Source organism: Streptomyces nanhaiensis (assembly GCF_046614825.1).
GTDB classification, from domain to species: domain Bacteria; phylum Actinomycetota; class Actinomycetes; order Streptomycetales; family Streptomycetaceae; genus Streptomyces; species Streptomyces radiopugnans.
On the sequence record NZ_JBKJFM010000024.1, the window covers coordinates 12,830 to 31,001 of the forward strand.

The window sequence follows — 18,172 nt, forward strand, 5'->3', positions numbered from 1 at the left end:
CCGGTGCAGCCTCACCCCACCGCCCCACCACGCCGCCTCACCGCCACCGCACCGGGGCGCCGGACGCCACCGGCCCCGGACACAGCGGGACCCCGGCGCTGGGGGGGAATGCGCCGGGGTCCCTGTCCAGGGGTCGTCTTCGGTTGTGCTCCGGCGCGGCGCGGTGCGCCCCACCGCGCCGGACGCCGTCACGCCGCCGCGTCGAAGCCCGTGTCATGGGCCATCTTCTTCAGCTCGAGCAGGGCGTGCTTCTCGATCTGGCGGATGCGCTCCCTCGTCAGGCCGTGCTGCTTGCCGACCTCGGTCAGCGTGCGCTCGCGCCCGTCCTCGATGCCGTAGCGCGCCCGGATGATGGAGGCCGTCCGGTCGTCGAGCCGACCGATCATGTCCTCCAGTTCCTCACGCCGCAGCATCACGAGCACGGAGTCCTCGGGAGAGGTCGCGGAGGTGTCCTCCAGCAGGTCGCCGAACTGCGTCTCGCCCTCGTCGTCCACGGACATGTTCAGGCTGACCGGGTCACGGGCCCAGTCCAGCACGTCCGTGATGCGCTCGGCCGTGGAGCCCAGCTCCTCGGCGATCTCGGCGGGCTCGGGGTCGCGGCCGTGCTCGCGGTTGAACTCCCGCTGCACGCGCCGGATCCGGCCCAGTTCCTCCACCAGGTGGACGGGGAGGCGGATGGTGCGCGACTGGTCGGCGATCGACCGCGTGATGGCCTGCCGGATCCACCACGTCGCGTACGTGGAGAACTTGAAGCCCTTGCGGTAGTCGAACTTCTCCACCGCCCGCACCAGGCCCGCGTTCCCCTCCTGGATCAGGTCCAGCAGCGGCAGGCCGCTGCGGGGGTAGCGCCGCGCGACGGCGACGACCAGGCGCAGGTTGGAGCGGATGAAGACGTCCTTGGCGCGCTCGCCTTCGGCGGCCACGGCCTCCAGTTCCCCGCGGGTCGCGGTCGCGCTCGGCGAGTCCTCCGAGACGGGCTCGACCTCGCCGTCGAGGATCTGCCGGGCGTACACGCCCGCCTCGATGGCGAGCGAGAGCTCGACCTCCTTCGCCGCGTCCAGCAGCGGGGTGCGGGCGATCTCGTCGAGGTACATGCCGACCAGGTCCCGGTCCGCTACATCCCCTGCCGACGAGGTACGTACAGGTCGTGCCTCGTCAGCGCCGTTGGGATCGGCCTGACGACGGGCGACGGCACGGGTTGCCATGCGTACTCCCTTGCGAGTCGTGGTCTACAACTGGTCGGTGGCGGTCCAGCCACCCGGCGTCTCCTTGGTTCGGGTGCCCGTTCCGATGGAATCAACGACTTCAATCCGGACAGAATTCCCACGGCGCGCATCGTTTTTCCGGATCTTGCGGTATTCTGCGCCGCCGCACAGAGAGGGCCGGGCATGACGGAGCGCGGAGAAGTCCAGGTCAGAGCGGGCGAGGAAGGCGACCTCCCGGATCTGACGAACATCTACAACCACTACGTCCGTGAGACCCCCGTCACATTCGACGTCGAACCCCTCACCGCCGACGCCAGGCGTCCCTGGTTGCTCTCCCACCCCAAGGACGGTCCCCACCGCCTTCTGGTTGCCCTCGACGCGGAATCCAACCGCCTCCTGGGCTACGCCACCAGCAGCCCGTTCCGCCCCAAGCCCGCCTACTCCACCTCGGTCGAGGTCAGCGTCTACCTCGCCCCCGACGCGTGCGGGCGGGGTGTCGGCACCCTGCTGTACGAGCACCTCTTCGAAGCCCTCGGCGGCGAGGACGTCCACCGCGCCTACGCGGGCATAGCCCAGCCCAACGAGGCCTCCGTACGCCTCCACGCCCGCTTCGGCTTCCGCCACATCGGCACGTACGGCGAGGTCGGCCGGAAGTTCGGCCGGTACTGGGACGTGGCCTGGTACGAGAAGCCGCTGGGTCGCTGAGGCGCCGCCGAGGCGTCCGGCGCGCGCTCACGGCCCCGGCTCCCGCGGCGGACGCGTCCCGCGTCACCCTCCGGGAGCACCGTGCCGCGCCCGCGCCGCGCGTCGCCGCGCCCGGCCCCGGCCGCCACGGCCACAATCCCAGTGGGCCCGCCCGAACCTCCCCGCCCGAAGCCGCCCCCCGACCCACCCTCCCGTCCCCTCCTTCCCGGCTCCCCCGCCCCCTCCTTCCGCGCCTCCCCGTGCACCTCCGCCAATGGCCCGACCACTGACAGTCCCGCACCCCTCTGGCCGCGGGCCCGGCGCGCTGGAACGATGTGGCCGCCACGGCTCCGGCATCCGTCCCCACATGCCGTCCCTTCCGCACGCGCACCACCGGCCCCACCCGTTCCATCCGCCCATGTGAGGAGAGACCCGATGCAGCAGCCCGCGACTCCCAGCCGCAGACAAGCCCTCGCCACCGGCCTGTTCGGTGTCACCGCGGCGCTGACCGCCTCCGCCGCCCTCTCCTCCCCGGCGAACGCGGACACCGGGACGGCCGCGGGATCGGCCGCCGGCTCCGGCACCGACCGCGCACGCGCCCGGGCCCGGGCCCTGGTCCGCCGCATGTCCCTGGAGGACAAGGTCGGGCAGCTCTTCGTCGTCGAGGTCTACGGGCAGGCCGCCGACACGGTCTCCGCGGGCAACCGCACCCTGTACGGCGTGGACACCCCCGCCGAGGTCATCGCCAAGTACCGGCCGGGCGGGGTCATCTACTTCGACGCCCGCCGCGGCCCCGACAACGTCCGCGACCCGCTCCAGACCGCCCGTCTGTCCAACGGCCTCCAGCGGGCCGCGGTCCGCGCGGGCGCCCGCGTGCCGCTGCTGGTCTCCATCGACCAGGAGGGCGGCAGCGTCGTCTACCGCCTCACCGACCCCGCCACCCTCCTGCCCGGGAACATGGCGCTGGCGGCGGGCCGGTCCGCCGCCGACACCCGGCGCTCGGCCGAGATCATCGGCCTGGAGCTGGCGGCGATGGGCGTCAACCAGAACTACGCCCCGGTCGCCGACGTCAACGTCAACCCCGAGAACCCGGTCATCGGCGTCCGCTCCTTCGGCTCCGACCCCGCCCTGTGCGCCTCCCTGGTCGACGCCTCCGTGAGCGGCTACCACCGCGGCCGGGTCGCCTCGGCCGCCAAGCACTTCCCCGGGCACGGCGACACCGACACCGACAGCCACACCGGTCTCCCGCGGATCGACCACACCCGCGAGGAGCTGGAGAGCATCGACCTGCCGCCCTTCCGGGCCGCCATCGCGCGCGGGGTCGACACGATCATGACGGCCCACATCGTCGTCCCGGCCCTGGACCCGTCGGGGGTCCCTGCCACCATGTCGCAGCCGATCGTCACCGGGCTGCTGCGCGAGGAGCTGGGCTTCGAGGGCCTGATCGTCACCGACGCCCTGGACATGCAGGGCGCCTCGGGCCAGTTCCCGCCGGACGTGGCACCGGTCCAGGCCCTCAGGGCCGGTTGCGACCAGCTCGTCCTGGCGCCGAGACTGGACACCGCCTACGGCGCCGTTCTGGAGGCCGTGCGCGGTGGGGAGATCCCCGTCTCCCGTCTGGACGCCTCGGTCGAGCGGATCCTGGCGCACAAGCTCCGCCGGGACCTCTTCCGGCACCCGTACGTGGACGAGCAGCACGCCGTGCGCACCGTCGGCGCCGAGCACCACAGGACCGACGCCCAGGCCATCACCGACCGCACGGTCACCCTGGTCAGGAACGAGGGCTCCCTCCTGCCCCTCCCCTCCGGCGCCCGCTCCGTCCTGGTCACCGGCTGGGGCGTGGGCACCACCCGGACCCTCGCCGACGCGGTCACCGAGCGGCCCGGCCAGAGCGCCACCGTGCTGGAGACGGGCGCGATCCCCTCCGCGGACCGCATCACGGAGGCGGCCGGCGCGGCGGCGGGCGCCGGCCTGGTGATCGTCTCCGTCAACGCGGCCGCGGCGGGCTCCGAGAAGGGCGCCGCGCAGGCGAGGCTGGTCCAGGCCCTGATGGACACCGGCACGCCGGTCGTCGCCGTCGCCGTCCGCAACCCGTACGACGTCCGCCGCTTCCCCGGCGTCCCGGCCTACCTGGCCACCTACTCCTACGGCGCCCCCTCCCTCCGGGCCGCCGTCCGCACCGTCTACGGCGACCTCTCCCCCGCCGGCAGGCTCCCGGTCGCCGTCCCGGACCTCGGCTCCACCGGCACCCTCTATCCCTTCGGACACGGCCTGACGTACTGACTTCCGCCCAACACGTTCGGCACGCCCCGCGCTCATCCGCTAACCTGTCCTGCGTCCGCCTTCGTAGCTCAGGGGATAGAGCACCGCTCTCCTAAAGCGGGTGTCGCAGGTTCGAATCCTGCCGGGGGCACCGGCGCAAACGCCCCGGACCGATCAAGGTCCGGGGCGTTTGACATCCACAGGTGACATCAACGGCAGCGGTCAGCCGTGCTCGGGCTGTCTCCGAAGCAGCCGGTCCATGTGGCTGATGGCCTCCCGCTGGGTGTCCTGCGCGACGTGCGTGCGGACGTCCATGGTGATGCTGATCCGGCTGTGCCCCCAGGATCTCCATCGCCACACGGGGAGCGGCCCCGGCCGCGGTCAGCAGGGCCGCGCAGCCGTGCCGGGCGTCGTGCGGCCGGGTCGCCCGAAGGCCGGCCTTCCCGGCGGCGCGGGTGAAGGAGCGGCAGACGTTGCGCGGCTCGACCGGGCGGCCGGTGCGGGCGGTTGAAGGCGGTGAAGGCGCAGCCGCCCTCCTGCGAGGTCGTGCGGGGCGGGGTCGAGTTCGATCCGCTGTCCTCCGCCGGGCCGTACAGGGCCGGCGGCGGAACGAGCACCCGCCGGGTGCCCGCCGCGTCGGCGGGCGCGCCGCCCGTGGGCCGTCGGGTGCACGTGGTCGGCAGACGCCGCTGCAGCGGGAGGACATGCCGCGTCCACGGGTTCGGAACAAGCCATTGACAGCGGCTCCGGCTGGCGGCACCCTCGTGTGCACGCGGATGCCAAATCGATTGGGCAACCCGGAATCAACCATTTTGGCAGGGGAGATGGCGCGGCGGAGCAGGATCAAGGACGTGGCCGAGGCGGCAGGTGTGTCCGTCACGACCGTGTCCCACATCCTCAACCGGGTCGAGGGCAAGCGGATCAGCCCGCAGACCCGGCAGCGCGTGCTGCGGATCGCCGAGGAGCTCGGGTACACGCCGAACGGTCTCGCCCGGGGACTGAGGCTGCAGCGGTCGCAGACCATCGGCTTCGTCAGCGACGAGATAGCCACGACTCCCCATGCGGGGCGGATGATCCTGGGCGCGCAGGAGAGCGCCGCGGCCGAGGGACTGGTGCTGTTGCTGGTCAACACCGGCGGCGACGCCGAACTGGAGCGCGTCGGCACGGAGATGCTGCTCCAGCGGCAGGTGGACGGCGTGGTGTACGCGGCCATGTACCACCGCGTCGTGGATCTGCCGGACGTCCTGCGCTCGACGCCCACGGTGCTGCTGGACGCGCGCTCGGACGATTCGGCCGTCCCCTCCGTGGTGCCGGACGAGGTGCAGGGCGGTTACGCGGCGGTGCGCGAGTTGATCGACCACGGCCACCGCCGGATCGGCATGACCGTGCAGACCGTCGACCTTCCCGCCCGTCAGGGCCGCCTGGAGGGCTACCGCAAGGCGCTGGCCGAGGCCGGCATCGCCTACGACCCCTCCCTGATCGCCGCCGAGACGGCCGCGTCGTTCAACACGGTCGGCGGTGACGTGGACGCCGGCTACCTCGCCGCGCGACGCCTGCTGTCGGCGGAACGACGTCCCACGGCGCTGTTCTGCTTCAACGACCGGATGGCGGCCGGTGCCTACCGGGCCGCCGCCGAGTCGGGACTGTCCATCCCCGGCGACCTGTCGGTCATCGGGTTCGACAACCAGGAGCTGGTCTGCGAGTCGGTTCACCCGCGGCTGAGCACCGTTCAGCTCCCGCACTACGAGATGGGGGCACGGGCCGTGGCCCGGTTGCTCGCGCTCACCAGGAATCCGGGCCGGCCACCGGGCCCGGGCACCCAGGAACTGCTGCCTTGCCCGCTGGTGGCGCGGGCATCGGTCGCTTCGCCGCCCCGACTCTGACCCCGGGGCGGCAAAGCACTTCACACCATGACAGGCGACCGTCGCAACCGGTCGTCGGTCCTGCCGGTACTTGGAACACAGTGAGGGTACACACATGTCCCCCGATGTTTTCGACGAGCCGTCGCGGCGGCATGCCCGCCTGATGTCCGACAGCGCCGCGGAGCACTGAACCGCGCCGGCGGCCGGTCCGTCGCCGGCGCTCCGCCCCGCCCTCCCCGCATCCCGCCGCGGGGGCCTGGCGTCCTGCCGCGGGGGCCTGCGGCGGACCCGGCTTCCGCCGCCGTGCCGCGGGGGCCTGCGGCGAGTGCCCGCGGAAGCCGCCCCCGGCGCGATCCCCGCGGGGATCGCGGCCGGCCTTCCCCGGTGACCGTCCGTTCCCGCACGCTCCGCCGCACATACCGAAAGGCACACGTGTGTCCACCGCGCCCCGCGATCCGTACCGGCCCGTAGCGCACCTGCGGCCGCCCCGGAACTGGATCAACGACCCCAACGGGCTGGTCCTGCACGACGGCCACCACCACGTCTTCTACCAGTACAACCCCTACGGCGCGACCCACGCCAACATGCACTGGGGCCACTTCCGCAGTCCCGACCTCGTGAACTGGGAACCGCTGCCCGTCGCCCTGTCCCCGGCCCCGGGCGGCGTGGACGCCGACGGCTGCTTCTCCGGCAGCGCGGTCTCCGACGGAGACCGGCTGGTCGTCTTCTACTCCGCGAACCGCCGGGACCGCTCGCCCCGGCACCAGCCGGTCGCCACCGCCACCTCCCGGGACGGCGGCCGGACCTTCGGCCCGCGGGGCGACCTGCTCATACCCGCCTGGCCCGAGGACTGCACCATGTACCGCGACCCGTACGTGTGGCGGGACGGCGACAGGTGGCGGATGCTGGTCGGCGCCGCCCTCGCGGACGGCCGGGGCGCGGCGCTGCTGTACGAGTCGCCGGACCTGGAGACCTGGACCTGCCTGGGCCCCTTCGAAGCCCGCGAGCAGGAGCCGGTCGGCGACACCGGCCTGCACACCGGCGAGGGCTGGGAGTGCCCCCAGTACCTTCCCCCGCAGTCCGGGCGGCCCGGCGCCCTGATCTTCAGCGCGTGGAACGACCACGACGGCGCGCGCTGCGTCGCGGCGCTGATCGGCGAGGAGCGCGGCGACGGCTTCGAGGCCGGCCCGCCCGTCCTCGTCGACCACGGGCCGGACTGCTACGCCCCCGCCCTGCTGCGGGCGCCGGGCGGCAGGTGGCTGGTGTGGGGCTGGTCCGCGGAGGCCCGCGAGGAGTCCTGGGCGGTCTCGGACGGGTGGGCCGGTGTGCTGACCCTCCCCCGCGAGATCTCGGTCGGCGGCGACGGCACGTTGCGCCAGCGGCCCGCTGCCGAACTGCTCGCCCTGCGCGGCGAGCACACCGTACACGCCGAGGGCGTCCTCCACGGCCGCGGTCGGGAGTCCGTGGCGCTGGGCCGCGTGGGCCGCTCCTTCGACCTGACGGCCCGTCTGGATACGGCGGGCGCGGCGGCCCTGCGGCTGCTGACCACCTCGGACGGCTCCGGGTATCTCGACATCCGCCTCGACGCCGCCGCGGGCGAACTGGTCGTCGACCGCGACCGCGCCTCGTCGGACGGCCGCGCACACGGCGGCTCCTACCGGATGCCCTGTCCCACCGGACAGCCGGTGGACCTGCGTGTGGTCGTCGACCACTCCATCGCCGAAGTCTTCCTGACCTCCACAGGCCAGGTGCTCACCCTGCGCTTCTACCCGACGGGGGACGACCCCTGGCACCTCGAGGTCCGCACCGCGCCGGGCGTGCGCCTGAACCACGCCGTCGACGTCTGGGAACTGCTGCCCCTGGAGATCAGGGAGCCGGGCGCCGGCCCCGGCCTGCCGCACGGGCAGGCCCCGTGACGGGGGCACCGGCCACGTCGCCGCAGGGCACGCGCCGACCTCCCCGCACAGACCCGCGCACCACCACCCACCCACCCGTACACCGCGCACCGGAGGCGCCCACCATGAATCCCGGCACCACGAGATCCCGGCGAACGGCCTGTGCGGCCCTGGCCCTCGTCCTGCCGCTGGCCGCGCTGGCCGGCTGCGGCGGAGGCAGCGGAGGCGTCTCCGCCGAGGAGGGCAGCGGCACGGGCACCATCACCGTCTGGGCCCACCAGGGCGTCAAGGCCGAGGCCGCCGCGCTGCGGAGCGCTGTGGAGTCCTTCAACTCCTCGCAGGAGAAGGTCGAAGTCAAGCTGACCCTGATCCCGGACGCCGACTACACCAAGACCATCACCGCCACCGACGCCTCCGAACTGCCGGACGTGATGGAGTTCGACGGCCCGACCATGGCCAACTTCGTCTACAACGGCAAGCTCGCCCCGATCGAGGACTACGTCTCGGCCAAGACCCTGGCGAACGCCACCGACGCCATCAAGGCCGAGGGCGAGATCGACGGCAGGCGGTACGGGCTGGGCATGTACGACTCCGGGCTCGGCGTCTACGGCAACAAGAAGCTGCTGGACGCCGCCGGGGTGAAGTACCCCGAGGGCCTGTCCGACGCCTGGACCGCGGCCGAGTTCACCGAGGCGGTGGAGAAGCTGGCCGCGAAGGACTCCGACGGCAAGAGCCTGGACCTCCAGGAGGCCAACGGGTACGCCTCCGAGTGGGGCACCTACGGCTTCGCGCCCATCGTCTGGTCGGCCGGCGGTTCGCTGCTGAAGGACGGCAAGGCCACCGGCGCGCTGGACACGCCGGCCGCGGCCTCGGCCCTCAAGACCTTCCAGTCCTGGAAGAAGTACGTCGACCCCAACACCGACGGCAACGCCTTCACCAAGGGGCGGGCCGCGCTGAGCTGGGTCGGCCACTGGATGTACCCCGCCTACAGCGAGGCCCTCGGCGACGACCTGGTCGTCCTGCCCCTGCCCGACTTCGGCAACGGCCCCAAGACCGGTCAGGGCTCCTGGGCGTGGGGCATCGGCGCCAACACCAAGAACGGCAAGGCCGCCGGCGCTTTCCTGGACTCCCTGCTGAACGACGCCAACGTCACCGCGATGACCGAGGCCAACGGCGCCCCTCCCGGCACCCGGTCCGCCCTCGCCGAGAGCGAGCTGTACAAGCCGGGCGGCCCGCTCCGGCTCTTCGCCGACCAACTCGCCAAGCCCTGCGGCGACAGCGCCGTCGACCGGTCCTGTGTCGCCGTGACCAGGCCGATCACCGCCGGATACCCCGCGGTCACCGCCGAGTTCGGCCAGGCGCTGAGCGACGTCTACGGCGGCGCCGACCCGAAGGCCGCCCTGGCCGAGGCCGCCCGCGCGATCGATCAGGACTTCTCGGACAACGACGGCTACGAGCTGCGGTAGCCGGCAGTCGGCAGCCGGGAGGGGCGGACGCGCCCCCGACAGCGCCCGCCCCTCCCGACCGGAAAGAGGAACCCCGCCGTGACCACCGTGAACCACGAACCCGCCGCGCCGGACCGGCGCAGACCGGACCCGTCACCGACATCCGCCGGGCCCGTACGGCCCCGGCGCCCCGACCGCGACCTGGTGCACGGACTGCTGATGTCCGCGCCCGCCCTCGGCGGGCTGATCGCCTTCGTCGGTGTGCCTTTCGTCTACGCCGTCGTCCTGTCCTTCCACAACGTGCGGCTCGGTTCCCCGCTTGCGCCGAGCTTCTTCGGCCTGGAGCAGTACCGGCGCATCTTCACCGATCCCGACATGTCCGGCCCCTTCCTGCGGGCCCTGCTGAACAACCTGACCTTCGCCGCGGTCGTCGTGCCCCTCCAGACCGCCCTCGCCCTGGGCCTGGCGATCCTGCTCAACCGCAAACTCAAGGCGATCGGGGTCTTCCGGTCGCTGTTCTTCATGCCCGTCGTCTTCCCCATGGCCCTGGTCGCCGTCATCTGGCGCCTCATCCTCTCCCGCAGCGGCGACGGCCTTCTCAACTCGGCTCTGAACGCGGTCAGTCTGGGCAACTGGGGAGCCTTCGACTGGCTCGGCGACGGGCTCACCGCCATGGCCTCGATCATCGTGCTGTCCGTCTGGCAGGGCGTCGGCTTCCAGATGGTCATCCTGCTCGCCGGCCTCCAGCAGATCCCCGCCGAGCTCTACGAGGCCGCACAGCTCGACAGGGCGTCACGCTGGCAGCGGTTCCGTCACGTCACCCTGCCCGGCATCCGCGGCACCCTCGTCTTCGTCGCCATGCTGACCTCCGTGCTGTCCTTCCGCGTCTTCGACCAGGTCTACATCCTCGTCAAGGGCGGCGGGCTCGACGAGGACGCCACCCGCACCGTGATGTACCAGGCCGTCACCACCGCCTTCGACCAGAACAACATCGGCCAGGCGTCCGCGATCACGGTCGTCTTCTTCCTGATCGTCGTCGTCCTGACCCTCATCCAGCGCCGCGTCATGCGCACCGGCGACGAGGAATGACCATGACCCGCACACCGCTTCGCCGCTTCCTCGACTACGCCGTCCTCGGCGTGCTGGCGTTCGTCTTCGTCCTGCCGGCCCTCTACCTGGTCATCGGCAGCTTCAAGCCCTCCGACCAGGTGCTCGACGGCCTGACCGGCTTCCTGCCCACTCATCTGACCCTCGACAACTACAGCGCCGTCCTGAGCAGTTTCGACTCCGACGCCACCGGCTACTTCTGGCGCTTCATGGGTGTGTCGGTGCTTCTGGCCACCGTCGTGGTCCTGGGCGGCCTGATCGTCAACTCCATGGCCGCCTACGGCCTCACCCGGCTGAAGTGGCGCGGCCGGGGCACCGTCTTCACCCTCGTGCTGCTGCTGATGCTGGTGCCGTTCGAGGCGGTCGCCGTCCCGCTGTTCTACATGTTCAACGGCCAGCGCAACACCATCTACATCCAGGCCCTCCCGTTCATCGCCAACGCCTTCTCCGTCTACCAGTTCGCCACCTTCTTCCGCGCCGTCCCGCCCAGCATCGAGGAGGCCGCCCGCATCGACGGCGCCGGTCCCTGGCGCACCTTCTTCGCCGTCGTCGTCCCGATGTCGAAGCCGGTCTTCGCCTCGGTCGCGATCCTGACCTTCCTCATCCAGTGGGGCTCCTTCCTCTGGCCCGTCCTGATGGTCTCCGATCCCTCGGTGCGCCCGCTGCCCCTGCAGATGAGCGTCTTCCAGGGCCAGATGCCCGTCGACTGGGGCCAGGTGCTGGCCTTCGGGGTCCTCCTCGTCCTGCCCGTTCTGGTCGTCTTCGCCTTCTTCCAGCGGTGGTTCGTCCAGGGAGTGGCCGGCTCCGCCGTCAAGGGGTAGGCGGCGGCACGGCGGTTCTCCGCGGGCGGCGGGCGGCCGGCGCCGGCCGCCCGCCGGGGCAGCGTCAGGAGCCGAGCACGTTCAGCCCCTCCGGTGCGGTCACCTCCACCGATCCGTCCGCCGCGACCGAGACGTCCAGCCGTTCCCCGCCGACCTGGAGCCCCGTCACCGTGAGCGGCGCGAACGCCGAGGCGAAGGCGGGGGCCACGGTGACGGTGCCACCGGGGACGTCGGCGTCCAGTCCGAGAGCGGCCCGGAGCACCAGGACGGAGGAGGCGGCCGCCCATGCCTGGGGCCGGCAGGACGCCGGGTAGGGGGCGGGGCCGGATCCGGCCCCGCCGCCGTGGCCGGCGAAGAGTTCGGGCAGCCGGGCGCCGAAGGCGGCCGACGCCGTCAGCAGTCCGTCCGCCAGGGACGCGGCGGCGTCCGGGAAACCGGCTCTGACCAGGCCGTGCACGGCGACGGCGGTGTCGTGCGGCCAGATGGAGCCGGTGTGGTACCCGTAGGGGTTGTACCCCACCGACTCGCTGCTGAGGGTGCGCAGGCCGTGGCCCGCGTCGAGGTCGGGCCCGGTCAGCCGGGCGGCCAGCAGGGCGCCCTCCTCCTCGTCGAGCAGGCCCGTGCCGAGCAGGTGGCCGAAGCCGGAGGTGACGGCGTCCGCCGGCCGGCCGCGGCCGTCCAGCGCGACGGCCGGATAGGGCCCTCGCTCGTCCTCGACCCAGAAGCGCTCGCGGAAGCGCAGGGCGAGCCGGTGGGCCCACTCCTCCCAGGCGTCCGCACCCGGCCGCCCGAAGGCGCGCAGCAGGGCCGCTCCGGCGCGTGCGGCCTCGTACGCGTACGCCTGGACCTCGCACAGGGCGATCGGCGGATCGGCGAGGCGGCCGTCGCGGTGGCGGATGGAGTCGTCGGAGTCCTTCCAGCCCTGGTTGGACAGACCGCGGCCGGTGCGGTCGACGTACTTGAGGAAGCCGTCGCCGCTCGCGTCCGCCTGGTCGCGCATCCACGCGAGCGCCGACTCGGCGTGCGGCAGCAGTCGTTCGACCTCCTGCCGGGGCATGCCCCAGCGCCAGGCGTCGTGGAGGAGGGTGATCCACAGGGGGGTGGCGTCGACCGTGCCGTAGTACACCGGCGGGAGGGAGAGCCGGTCCGCGATCCGGAGGGTGTCACGGCGCACTTCGTGCAGGATCTTGCCCGGCTGCTCCTCCGTGGCCGGGTCGGTGACCACGCCCTGGCGGCGGGCGAGGGTGCGCAGGGTGCCGGCGGCGAGATCGGTGCCGAGCGGGAGGAGCATGCGGGCGGCCCACAGCGAGTCGCGGCCGAAGAGGGTCAGGAACCAGGGGGCGCCGGCGGCCAGGAACTGGTCCCGCCGGCCCTCCCGCGGCGACTCCGGGTCGGTCAGGCGCAGTCGGTCCAGGTCGGCGAGGGACTGCTCCAGCCACCGGTCGAGGCGGCGGTCGGCGCTGCGCGGGGCCGGAGTGCGCCAGGGGAGCCGGCCGGCGGGCGCGGCCGGGAACTGGTCGCCGTCCGCGTGGGCCGCTGTGCAGCTCAGCGTCGCACTCCACGAGGTACCGGGCCCGAGGTCGACGTCGTAGGACAGCCGGCCGGCCGGCGCGTGGAGCGTGTCCGGCGCGGGCTCGCTCGCCAGACCGACGGTGAAGTCGCCGCCCCTCCAGGCCAGTACGGCGCCGTCACCGTCGCCGTCCGCGGCCTGCGGCGCCACCGCCTCCGGGGGCCGCCCGGACTTGACCTGCTCCATGGTGGCGAGGTCCGTGCCGGCGGTCACCGTCAGCCGGAGACGGACGTGCTCGCTGCCCGCGTTGGTGACCTCGATGGTCTCCTCGAGACGGCCGGCGGCCGTGCCGCGGCGCCTGTGCAGGGTGACCGCCGGGTCCGGTGTCGTCTCCCCGAGGCCGCGCAGGACCGACCGGAAGTCCGCCCGGTCCGCTCCCAGCAGCCCGCCCAGGACCGGCGCCAGGGCGATGCCCTCGGCCGCGACGGTCAGCCGGGACAGCGCCCTGCGGTCACCGTGGTAGAAGCCGTCGGCTCCCCCGCCGAGCTGGCCGTCCGCACGCGAGACCACCAGGCTCGGCGCGTGCAGCGTGACGACCGCGTCGTGCAGGAACGGCTGCAGGCCCGCGGCCGCCGGTGGGGGCTCCGCGACCGGGTCGTCGTTGCCCTGGGGCTTGACAGTGCTGTCCAAGGGAGTAGAACCTCTCAGCGTTAGATCGATCCAAAGACCATAGGTCAAGCGCAGGATCGCCGACAACGGCTTTGGAACGCTAAAAGAGAGTCTTCATCTCCTCTGCAACCTGGAGACCCGTATGCCCCGCTCCGGAAACAGCTCCTCGGCCAAGGGCGGCCCGGTGACCCTGGCGATGGTCGCCCGCCGGGCCGGGGTCTCGCCGCAGACGGTGTCGAACGCGATCAACTCGCCGGACATGCTGCGGCCCGAGACCCTGGAACGGGTCCGCCGCGTGATCGACGAGATGAACTACCGCCCCAGCCGCGCCGCGCAGACGCTGCGGACCCGCTCCAGCAAGCTGATCGGCTACGGCGTACTGCCCGCCCCGTCCAGCCATCCGGTCCTCGACCGGTTCCTGCACGCGCTGTCGCAGGCCGCCGACGAGGCCGGCTACAGCATCCTGCTGTTCGCCTGCCCGCCCGGCGGCCCGAGCCTGGAGGGCTACGAGGAGATGCTCGACCGGCACGAGGTCGACGGCTTCGTGCTCAGCGGCACGGAGCGGGGCGACCCGCGCCAGGCGTGGCTCGCCAAGCGGGGCGTGCCGTTCGTCGGCTTCGGCCGAATGTGGTCGGGACGGCAGATCGGCGACTGGGTCGACGTCGACGGCGCCTCGGGCACCGACGCCGCCGTCGAGCACCTGGTCGCCCTGGGCCACCGCCGGATCGCCTTCCTCGGCTGGGAGCGCGGCGCCTCCGGCGCCGGTGACGACCGCGCCGCGGGCTGGCAGCGGGCCATGCGCCGGCACGGACTGCCGACCCGGGGGCGGCGCGCGCAGAGCACGAACGACATCGCGGCGGCCCGCGAAGCCGTCGGGCCGCTCCTGGACGCGGGAGCGACCGCCGTGATCGCGGCCAGTGACATGCTGGCGCTCGGCTGCTACCAGACGCTGCGCGAGCGCGGCGCTCTCCCCGGCAAGGACGTCGCCGTGGCCGGTTTCGACGACTCGCCGGCCGCCGAACTCCTCTCCCCCTCCCTGACCTCCGTCGCCCAGCCGCTGGAGCAGGTCGGCCGGGAGTGCGTACGGCTGCTGCTGGCCCGGATGTCCGCCCCCGGGGCACCGCCCGAGCGGCTCCTGCTGGAGCCGTCCCTGGTCGTGCGCGACAGCACCGCCGCACCCGGGCCGACCGCCGCCGGGTGACCGCCGGGCGGCCGGCGCCGTACCTGCCCGGCCGGCACCGCCCGGGCCCGGGGCGCCCACCCCCGCCCCGCTCCGCATCCCCGTACGCCCGGCCGGATCCACATGCCGGATCCGCATGTACCGTCCCGTCCCCTCCGGAGGAATCCATGGTCAACCGCACGGCCGCCGCGGCCCTCGTCACCTGCACGGCGCTCCTCGCCTCAACCGGCTGCTCGTCGAGCTTCGGCAGCGGCGGGGAGACGGCGCAGGACAACGGCGGCAGACAGCACCTGACCGTGCTGATCGCCTCCTCGGGCGACGCCGAGACCAAAGCGGTCAAGGAGGCGGCGGCCGCATGGTCCGAGCGGTCCGGCCACACCGTGACCGTGGACGTCGCCAAGGACATCAACCAGCAACTCTCCCAGTCCTTCGCCGGACACAAGCCGCCGGACGCCTTCTACGTGAACTCCGACCAGTTCGCGAACTACGCCAGGGGCGGCTCCCTGTACCCCTACGGCGATCAGGTCGAGGACGCGGACGACTTCTCCCCCCGCCTGCGCGCCTCCTTCACCCACGACGGGAAGCTGGTGTGCCTGCCCAAGGACACCTCGACCCTCGCCCTGGCGATCAACGGCGAACTGTGGGAGAAGGCCGGGCTGACCGCCGAGGACCACCCCACCACCTGGGCGCAGCTGGAGGAGGTCGCCGGCAAGCTGACCACCGGTGGTGTGACCGGACTCGTCGTCAACGGCGAGTACCAGCGGATCGGCGCCTTCATGAAGGGGGCGGGCGGCTGGATCACCAACGCCGACCAGACGGAGATGACCGCCGACAGCGAGCAGAACGTCCGGGCGCTCGAGTACGTGCGGTCCCTGCTGAAGTCCGGTTCCATGAAGTACGCCGGGCAGGTCGACACCAACTGGGGCGGCGAGGCGTTCGGCAAGGGCAAGGCCGCCATGACCATCGAGGGCAACTGGCTCACCGGCGCCATGAGGCTCGACTACCCGGACGTGGAGTACGAGGTGGTCCCGCTGCCCGCCGGCCCGGCCGGCAGGGGCACGCTCGCCTTCAGCCAGTGCTGGGGCGTCGCCGCCGAGAGCGCCCACCGGGCGGCGGCCGTGGACCTGGTGAAGCACCTCACCACCGGCGCGCAGCAGCTGAAGAACGCCGAGGCGTTCGGCGTCATGCCCTCCCGCACCAGCGCCCTCGCCGAGTACGCCGAGCGGAATCCGTCCGCCAGGGCGTGGGCCGAAGCCGACTCCTACGCCCAGGGCCCGGTGACCGTCGCCGGCTTCGACAAGGTCCTCACCCAGTTCAACACCGACCTCGCGGCGCTGGCCACCGCCGACCCGGAGAAGATCCTCGCCGACCTGCAGCGCAACGGCGAGCAGGCCCTCGCGAAGGGCGACTGAGCGGCCGTGCCACTCCATGACACCACCCGTACGGCGGCCGACGGCCCCCCGACGGCCGGCTCGCCGGGCATACCCGCCCCGCCCGGCGAGTCCGGTCCGGCCGCGGCGTCCCACGCCTCCCCCTCCCCTCGCGTGGGGCGCCGCGGCGAAGGCGCCTGGGGCTGGCTGTTCGTCAGCCCCATGGTGCTCGTCCTCGGCCTGTTCCTGGTCCTGCCGATCCTGATGGCGCTGTGGGTGAGCCTGCTGCACTGGGACGGGCAGTCCAACCCCTTCGGCGGCCAGGCGGACTTCGTGGGGCTCGACAACTACCGGGCCCTGCTCACCCGGGACGGCCTCGACCGCGTCCTGTTCGCGACCTCGCTGCGGAACAACCTCTACTACGTACTGCTGACCGTCCCCCTGCAGACCGTCCTCGCGCTGTCCCTGGCGCTCATCGTCAACCAGCGGTTGCTGCGCGGCCGCGGCGCCCTGCGCACCACGTTCTTCTTCCCCTCCGTCACCAGCTCCATCGCGGTCGCCACCGTCTTCCTCTTCATGTTCCAGGGCAGCGGCGCCGTCAACACCGCGCTGTCCTGGATCGGGATGGAGGGGCCGAACTGGTTCAACGACTCCCGCGGAGTCCTCTCCCTCCTGCTCGACGGCCTCGGCGTCGTCGACACCGACCACCCCTCGGGCGCCCTGGCCGAGGGCTCCTTCATGGGACTGTCCTGGTTCGAGTGGCTGTCCGGGCCGTCCGTGGCGATGTGCACGATCATCCTGCTCGCCGTGTGGACGACCTCCGGCACCTTCATGCTGATCTTCCTCGCGGCCCTCCAGGACATCCCGCGCGAGCTCGAGGAGTCGGCCGCCATCGAAGGCGTGAGCCGCTTCCAGATGCTGCGGCACGTGACGCTGCCGGCCCTGCGGCCCGTGCTCTTCCTCGTCCTCACCCTCGGCCTGATCGGCACCTGGCAGGTCTTCGACCAGGTGTACGTCATGAGCCAGGGCGCACCGGGCAACACGACCCTGACCCCGGCCTACCTGTCCTACTCGTCCGCCTTCGGCGACGCCGACTTCGGGCAGGGGGCGGCCATCGCCTTCCTCCTGCTCGCCCTGATCCTGGCCATGACCGCCCTGCAGCGCCTCGTGCTGCGCGAGCGGGGCCCCCGCACCCGGAGGAAGCGATGAACGCCAAGGCCGCGGCCGCCCGGGGGCAGGGGACCCCGGTGCTCGGCCGCTTCCCGCCGCCACTGCGGATCCTCGGGTACACGCTGGTCGCAGCGCTCGGACTGCTGTACCTCATGCCGTTCGTGATCCAGCTGGTGACCGGCTTCAAGACGGACCCGGACGCCGCCGCCCACCCCCTCGGGCTGATCCCCGTCACTCCGACGACCGCCGCCTACCAGCGCCTGTTCGGACTCAGCCAGGCAGGCGACGGGGTGCCGTTCCTGCGCTGGCTGGGCAACTCGGCGGTCATCGCGGTCGTCGTCACCGCCGGACGGGTGCTGTTCGACTCGATGGCCGGGTACGCCCTGGCCCGGCTGCGCTTCCGCGGCCGCACCCTGCTGTTCGGCTTCGTCATCGCCGTTCTCGCGGTGCCCAACGTGGCCCTGCTGATCCCGAGGTTCCTGGTGCTCAACACCTTCGGGCTCTTCGACACCTACACCGGCATGGTCCTGCCGCTCATGGTGGACGCGGCGGGCATCTTCATCATGAAGCAGTTCTTCGAGTCCGTGCCGCGGGAAGTGGAGGAGGCCGCCCGTGTCGACGGCGCCGGTGTCTTCCGCGTCTTCTGGTCGGTGGTCCTGCCGATGGCCCGGCCCGCTCTGATCACGCTGACCATCCTGTCGTTCCAGGGCTCGTGGAACGAGTTCACCCACTTCCTCGTGGCCACCCAGTCCAGCCAGTACGAGACCCTGACCACCGGTCTCGCGCGGCTCGTCTCGGGCGGCCTGGGCGGCGGTACCCAGTACCCGCTCAAACTGGCGGCGGCGCTGCTGGCGACCCTGCCGGTGGCAGCGCTGTTCTTCTGCTTCCAGCGCTACTTCGTCCAGGGCGCCAACGCGGGGGCGGTCAAGGAGTGACCCCTGGCGGGCCCGGCCCGGCCCGGGCGCGGGGCGGGGGCGCGGGAGCCCCGCGCC

The 18,172-nt window shown here is 72.6% G+C and carries 13 protein-coding genes, 1 tRNA gene and 1 pseudogene; 12 read left to right on the forward strand and 3 right to left on the reverse strand.

The features are described 5' to 3' along the window. Window positions 1-188 precede the first annotated feature (188 nt). Complete coding sequence (locus tag ACLIYP_RS08900) at window positions 189-1,205, reverse strand: sigma-70 family RNA polymerase sigma factor (RefSeq protein WP_412712587.1); 1,017 nt, start codon at window positions 1,203-1,205, stop codon at window positions 189-191. Between the two features lie 183 nt (window positions 1,206-1,388). Here ACLIYP_RS08900 and ACLIYP_RS08905 point away from each other — a divergent pair, with 183 nt between their 5' ends. From ACLIYP_RS08905 to ACLIYP_RS08915, 3 genes are all read left to right on the forward strand, one after another. Next, entirely contained in the window at window positions 1,389-1,910 is a 522-nt protein-coding gene (locus ACLIYP_RS08905; RefSeq protein ID WP_412712588.1) for a GNAT family N-acetyltransferase, read from the forward strand. Window positions 1,911-2,324: 414 nt separating this feature from the next. After that, entirely contained in the window at window positions 2,325-4,172 is a 1,848-nt protein-coding gene (locus tag ACLIYP_RS08910) for a glycoside hydrolase family 3 protein (RefSeq protein ID WP_412712589.1), read from the forward strand. Window positions 4,173-4,229: 57 nt separating this feature from the next. Then, window positions 4,230-4,302 (forward strand) — tRNA-Arg (locus ACLIYP_RS08915). A 71-nt stretch (window positions 4,303-4,373) separates the two neighbouring features. Here the strand turns inward: ACLIYP_RS08915 and ACLIYP_RS08920 are convergent. Continuing rightward, window positions 4,374-4,659: pseudogene (locus ACLIYP_RS08920) on the reverse strand (tyrosine-type recombinase/integrase); the annotation flags it as partial. 316 nt (window positions 4,660-4,975) lie between these two features. Between ACLIYP_RS08920 and ACLIYP_RS08925 the strand changes: the two are divergent. From ACLIYP_RS08925 to ACLIYP_RS08945, 5 genes are all read left to right on the forward strand, one after another. Continuing rightward, on the forward strand, window positions 4,976-6,034 hold the full coding sequence (locus ACLIYP_RS08925; protein ID WP_412712590.1) for a LacI family DNA-binding transcriptional regulator: 1,059 nt from the start codon (window positions 4,976-4,978) through the stop codon (window positions 6,032-6,034). Window positions 6,035-6,447: 413 nt separating this feature from the next. Further along, window positions 6,448-7,929 carry a glycoside hydrolase family 32 protein gene (locus tag ACLIYP_RS08930; RefSeq protein ID WP_412712591.1) on the forward strand — a complete coding sequence of 494 codons (1,482 nt, stop codon included), beginning with the start codon at window positions 6,448-6,450 and terminating at the stop codon, window positions 7,927-7,929. A 104-nt stretch (window positions 7,930-8,033) separates the two neighbouring features. Next, window positions 8,034-9,374 carry an ABC transporter substrate-binding protein gene (locus tag ACLIYP_RS08935; protein WP_412712592.1) on the forward strand — a complete coding sequence of 447 codons (1,341 nt, stop codon included), beginning with the start codon at window positions 8,034-8,036 and terminating at the stop codon, window positions 9,372-9,374. Between the two features lie 78 nt (window positions 9,375-9,452). After that, window positions 9,453-10,442, forward strand: a complete 990-nt coding sequence (locus tag ACLIYP_RS08940) for a carbohydrate ABC transporter permease (RefSeq protein ID WP_412712593.1) — start codon at window positions 9,453-9,455, stop codon at window positions 10,440-10,442. A 2-nt stretch (window positions 10,443-10,444) separates the two neighbouring features. Next, window positions 10,445-11,281: a carbohydrate ABC transporter permease gene (locus tag ACLIYP_RS08945; protein ID WP_412712594.1), complete on the forward strand. Its 837-nt coding sequence runs from the start codon at window positions 10,445-10,447 to the stop codon at window positions 11,279-11,281. Between the two features lie 64 nt (window positions 11,282-11,345). On the opposite strand, the gene ACLIYP_RS08950 is transcribed toward ACLIYP_RS08945, so the two are convergent. After that, window positions 11,346-13,481 carry an amylo-alpha-1,6-glucosidase gene (locus ACLIYP_RS08950; RefSeq protein WP_412712595.1) on the reverse strand — a complete coding sequence of 712 codons (2,136 nt, stop codon included), beginning with the start codon at window positions 13,479-13,481 and terminating at the stop codon, window positions 11,346-11,348. Between the two features lie 121 nt (window positions 13,482-13,602). Here ACLIYP_RS08950 and ACLIYP_RS08955 point away from each other — a divergent pair, with 121 nt between their 5' ends. The 4 genes from ACLIYP_RS08955 to ACLIYP_RS08970 all read left to right on the forward strand — a co-directional run bounded on the left by ACLIYP_RS08955 (window position 13,603) and on the right by ACLIYP_RS08970 (window position 18,115). Further along, a complete protein-coding gene (locus ACLIYP_RS08955) occupies window positions 13,603-14,661 on the forward strand; it encodes a LacI family DNA-binding transcriptional regulator (RefSeq protein WP_412712596.1) in 1,059 nt (352 codons plus the stop codon). A 146-nt stretch (window positions 14,662-14,807) separates the two neighbouring features. Then, window positions 14,808-16,052, forward strand: a complete 1,245-nt coding sequence (locus tag ACLIYP_RS08960) for a sugar ABC transporter substrate-binding protein (protein ID WP_412712597.1) — start codon at window positions 14,808-14,810, stop codon at window positions 16,050-16,052. A gap of 6 nt (window positions 16,053-16,058) precedes the next feature. After that, a complete protein-coding gene (locus ACLIYP_RS08965; RefSeq protein WP_412712598.1) occupies window positions 16,059-17,219 on the forward strand; it encodes a carbohydrate ABC transporter permease in 1,161 nt (386 codons plus the stop codon). Further along, window positions 17,216-18,115, forward strand: a complete 900-nt coding sequence (locus tag ACLIYP_RS08970) for a carbohydrate ABC transporter permease (RefSeq protein WP_412712599.1) — start codon at window positions 17,216-17,218, stop codon at window positions 18,113-18,115. Before ACLIYP_RS08965 ends, ACLIYP_RS08970 begins: the two co-directional genes overlap by 4 nt. The last annotated feature ends 57 nt before the right edge of the window (window positions 18,116-18,172 follow it).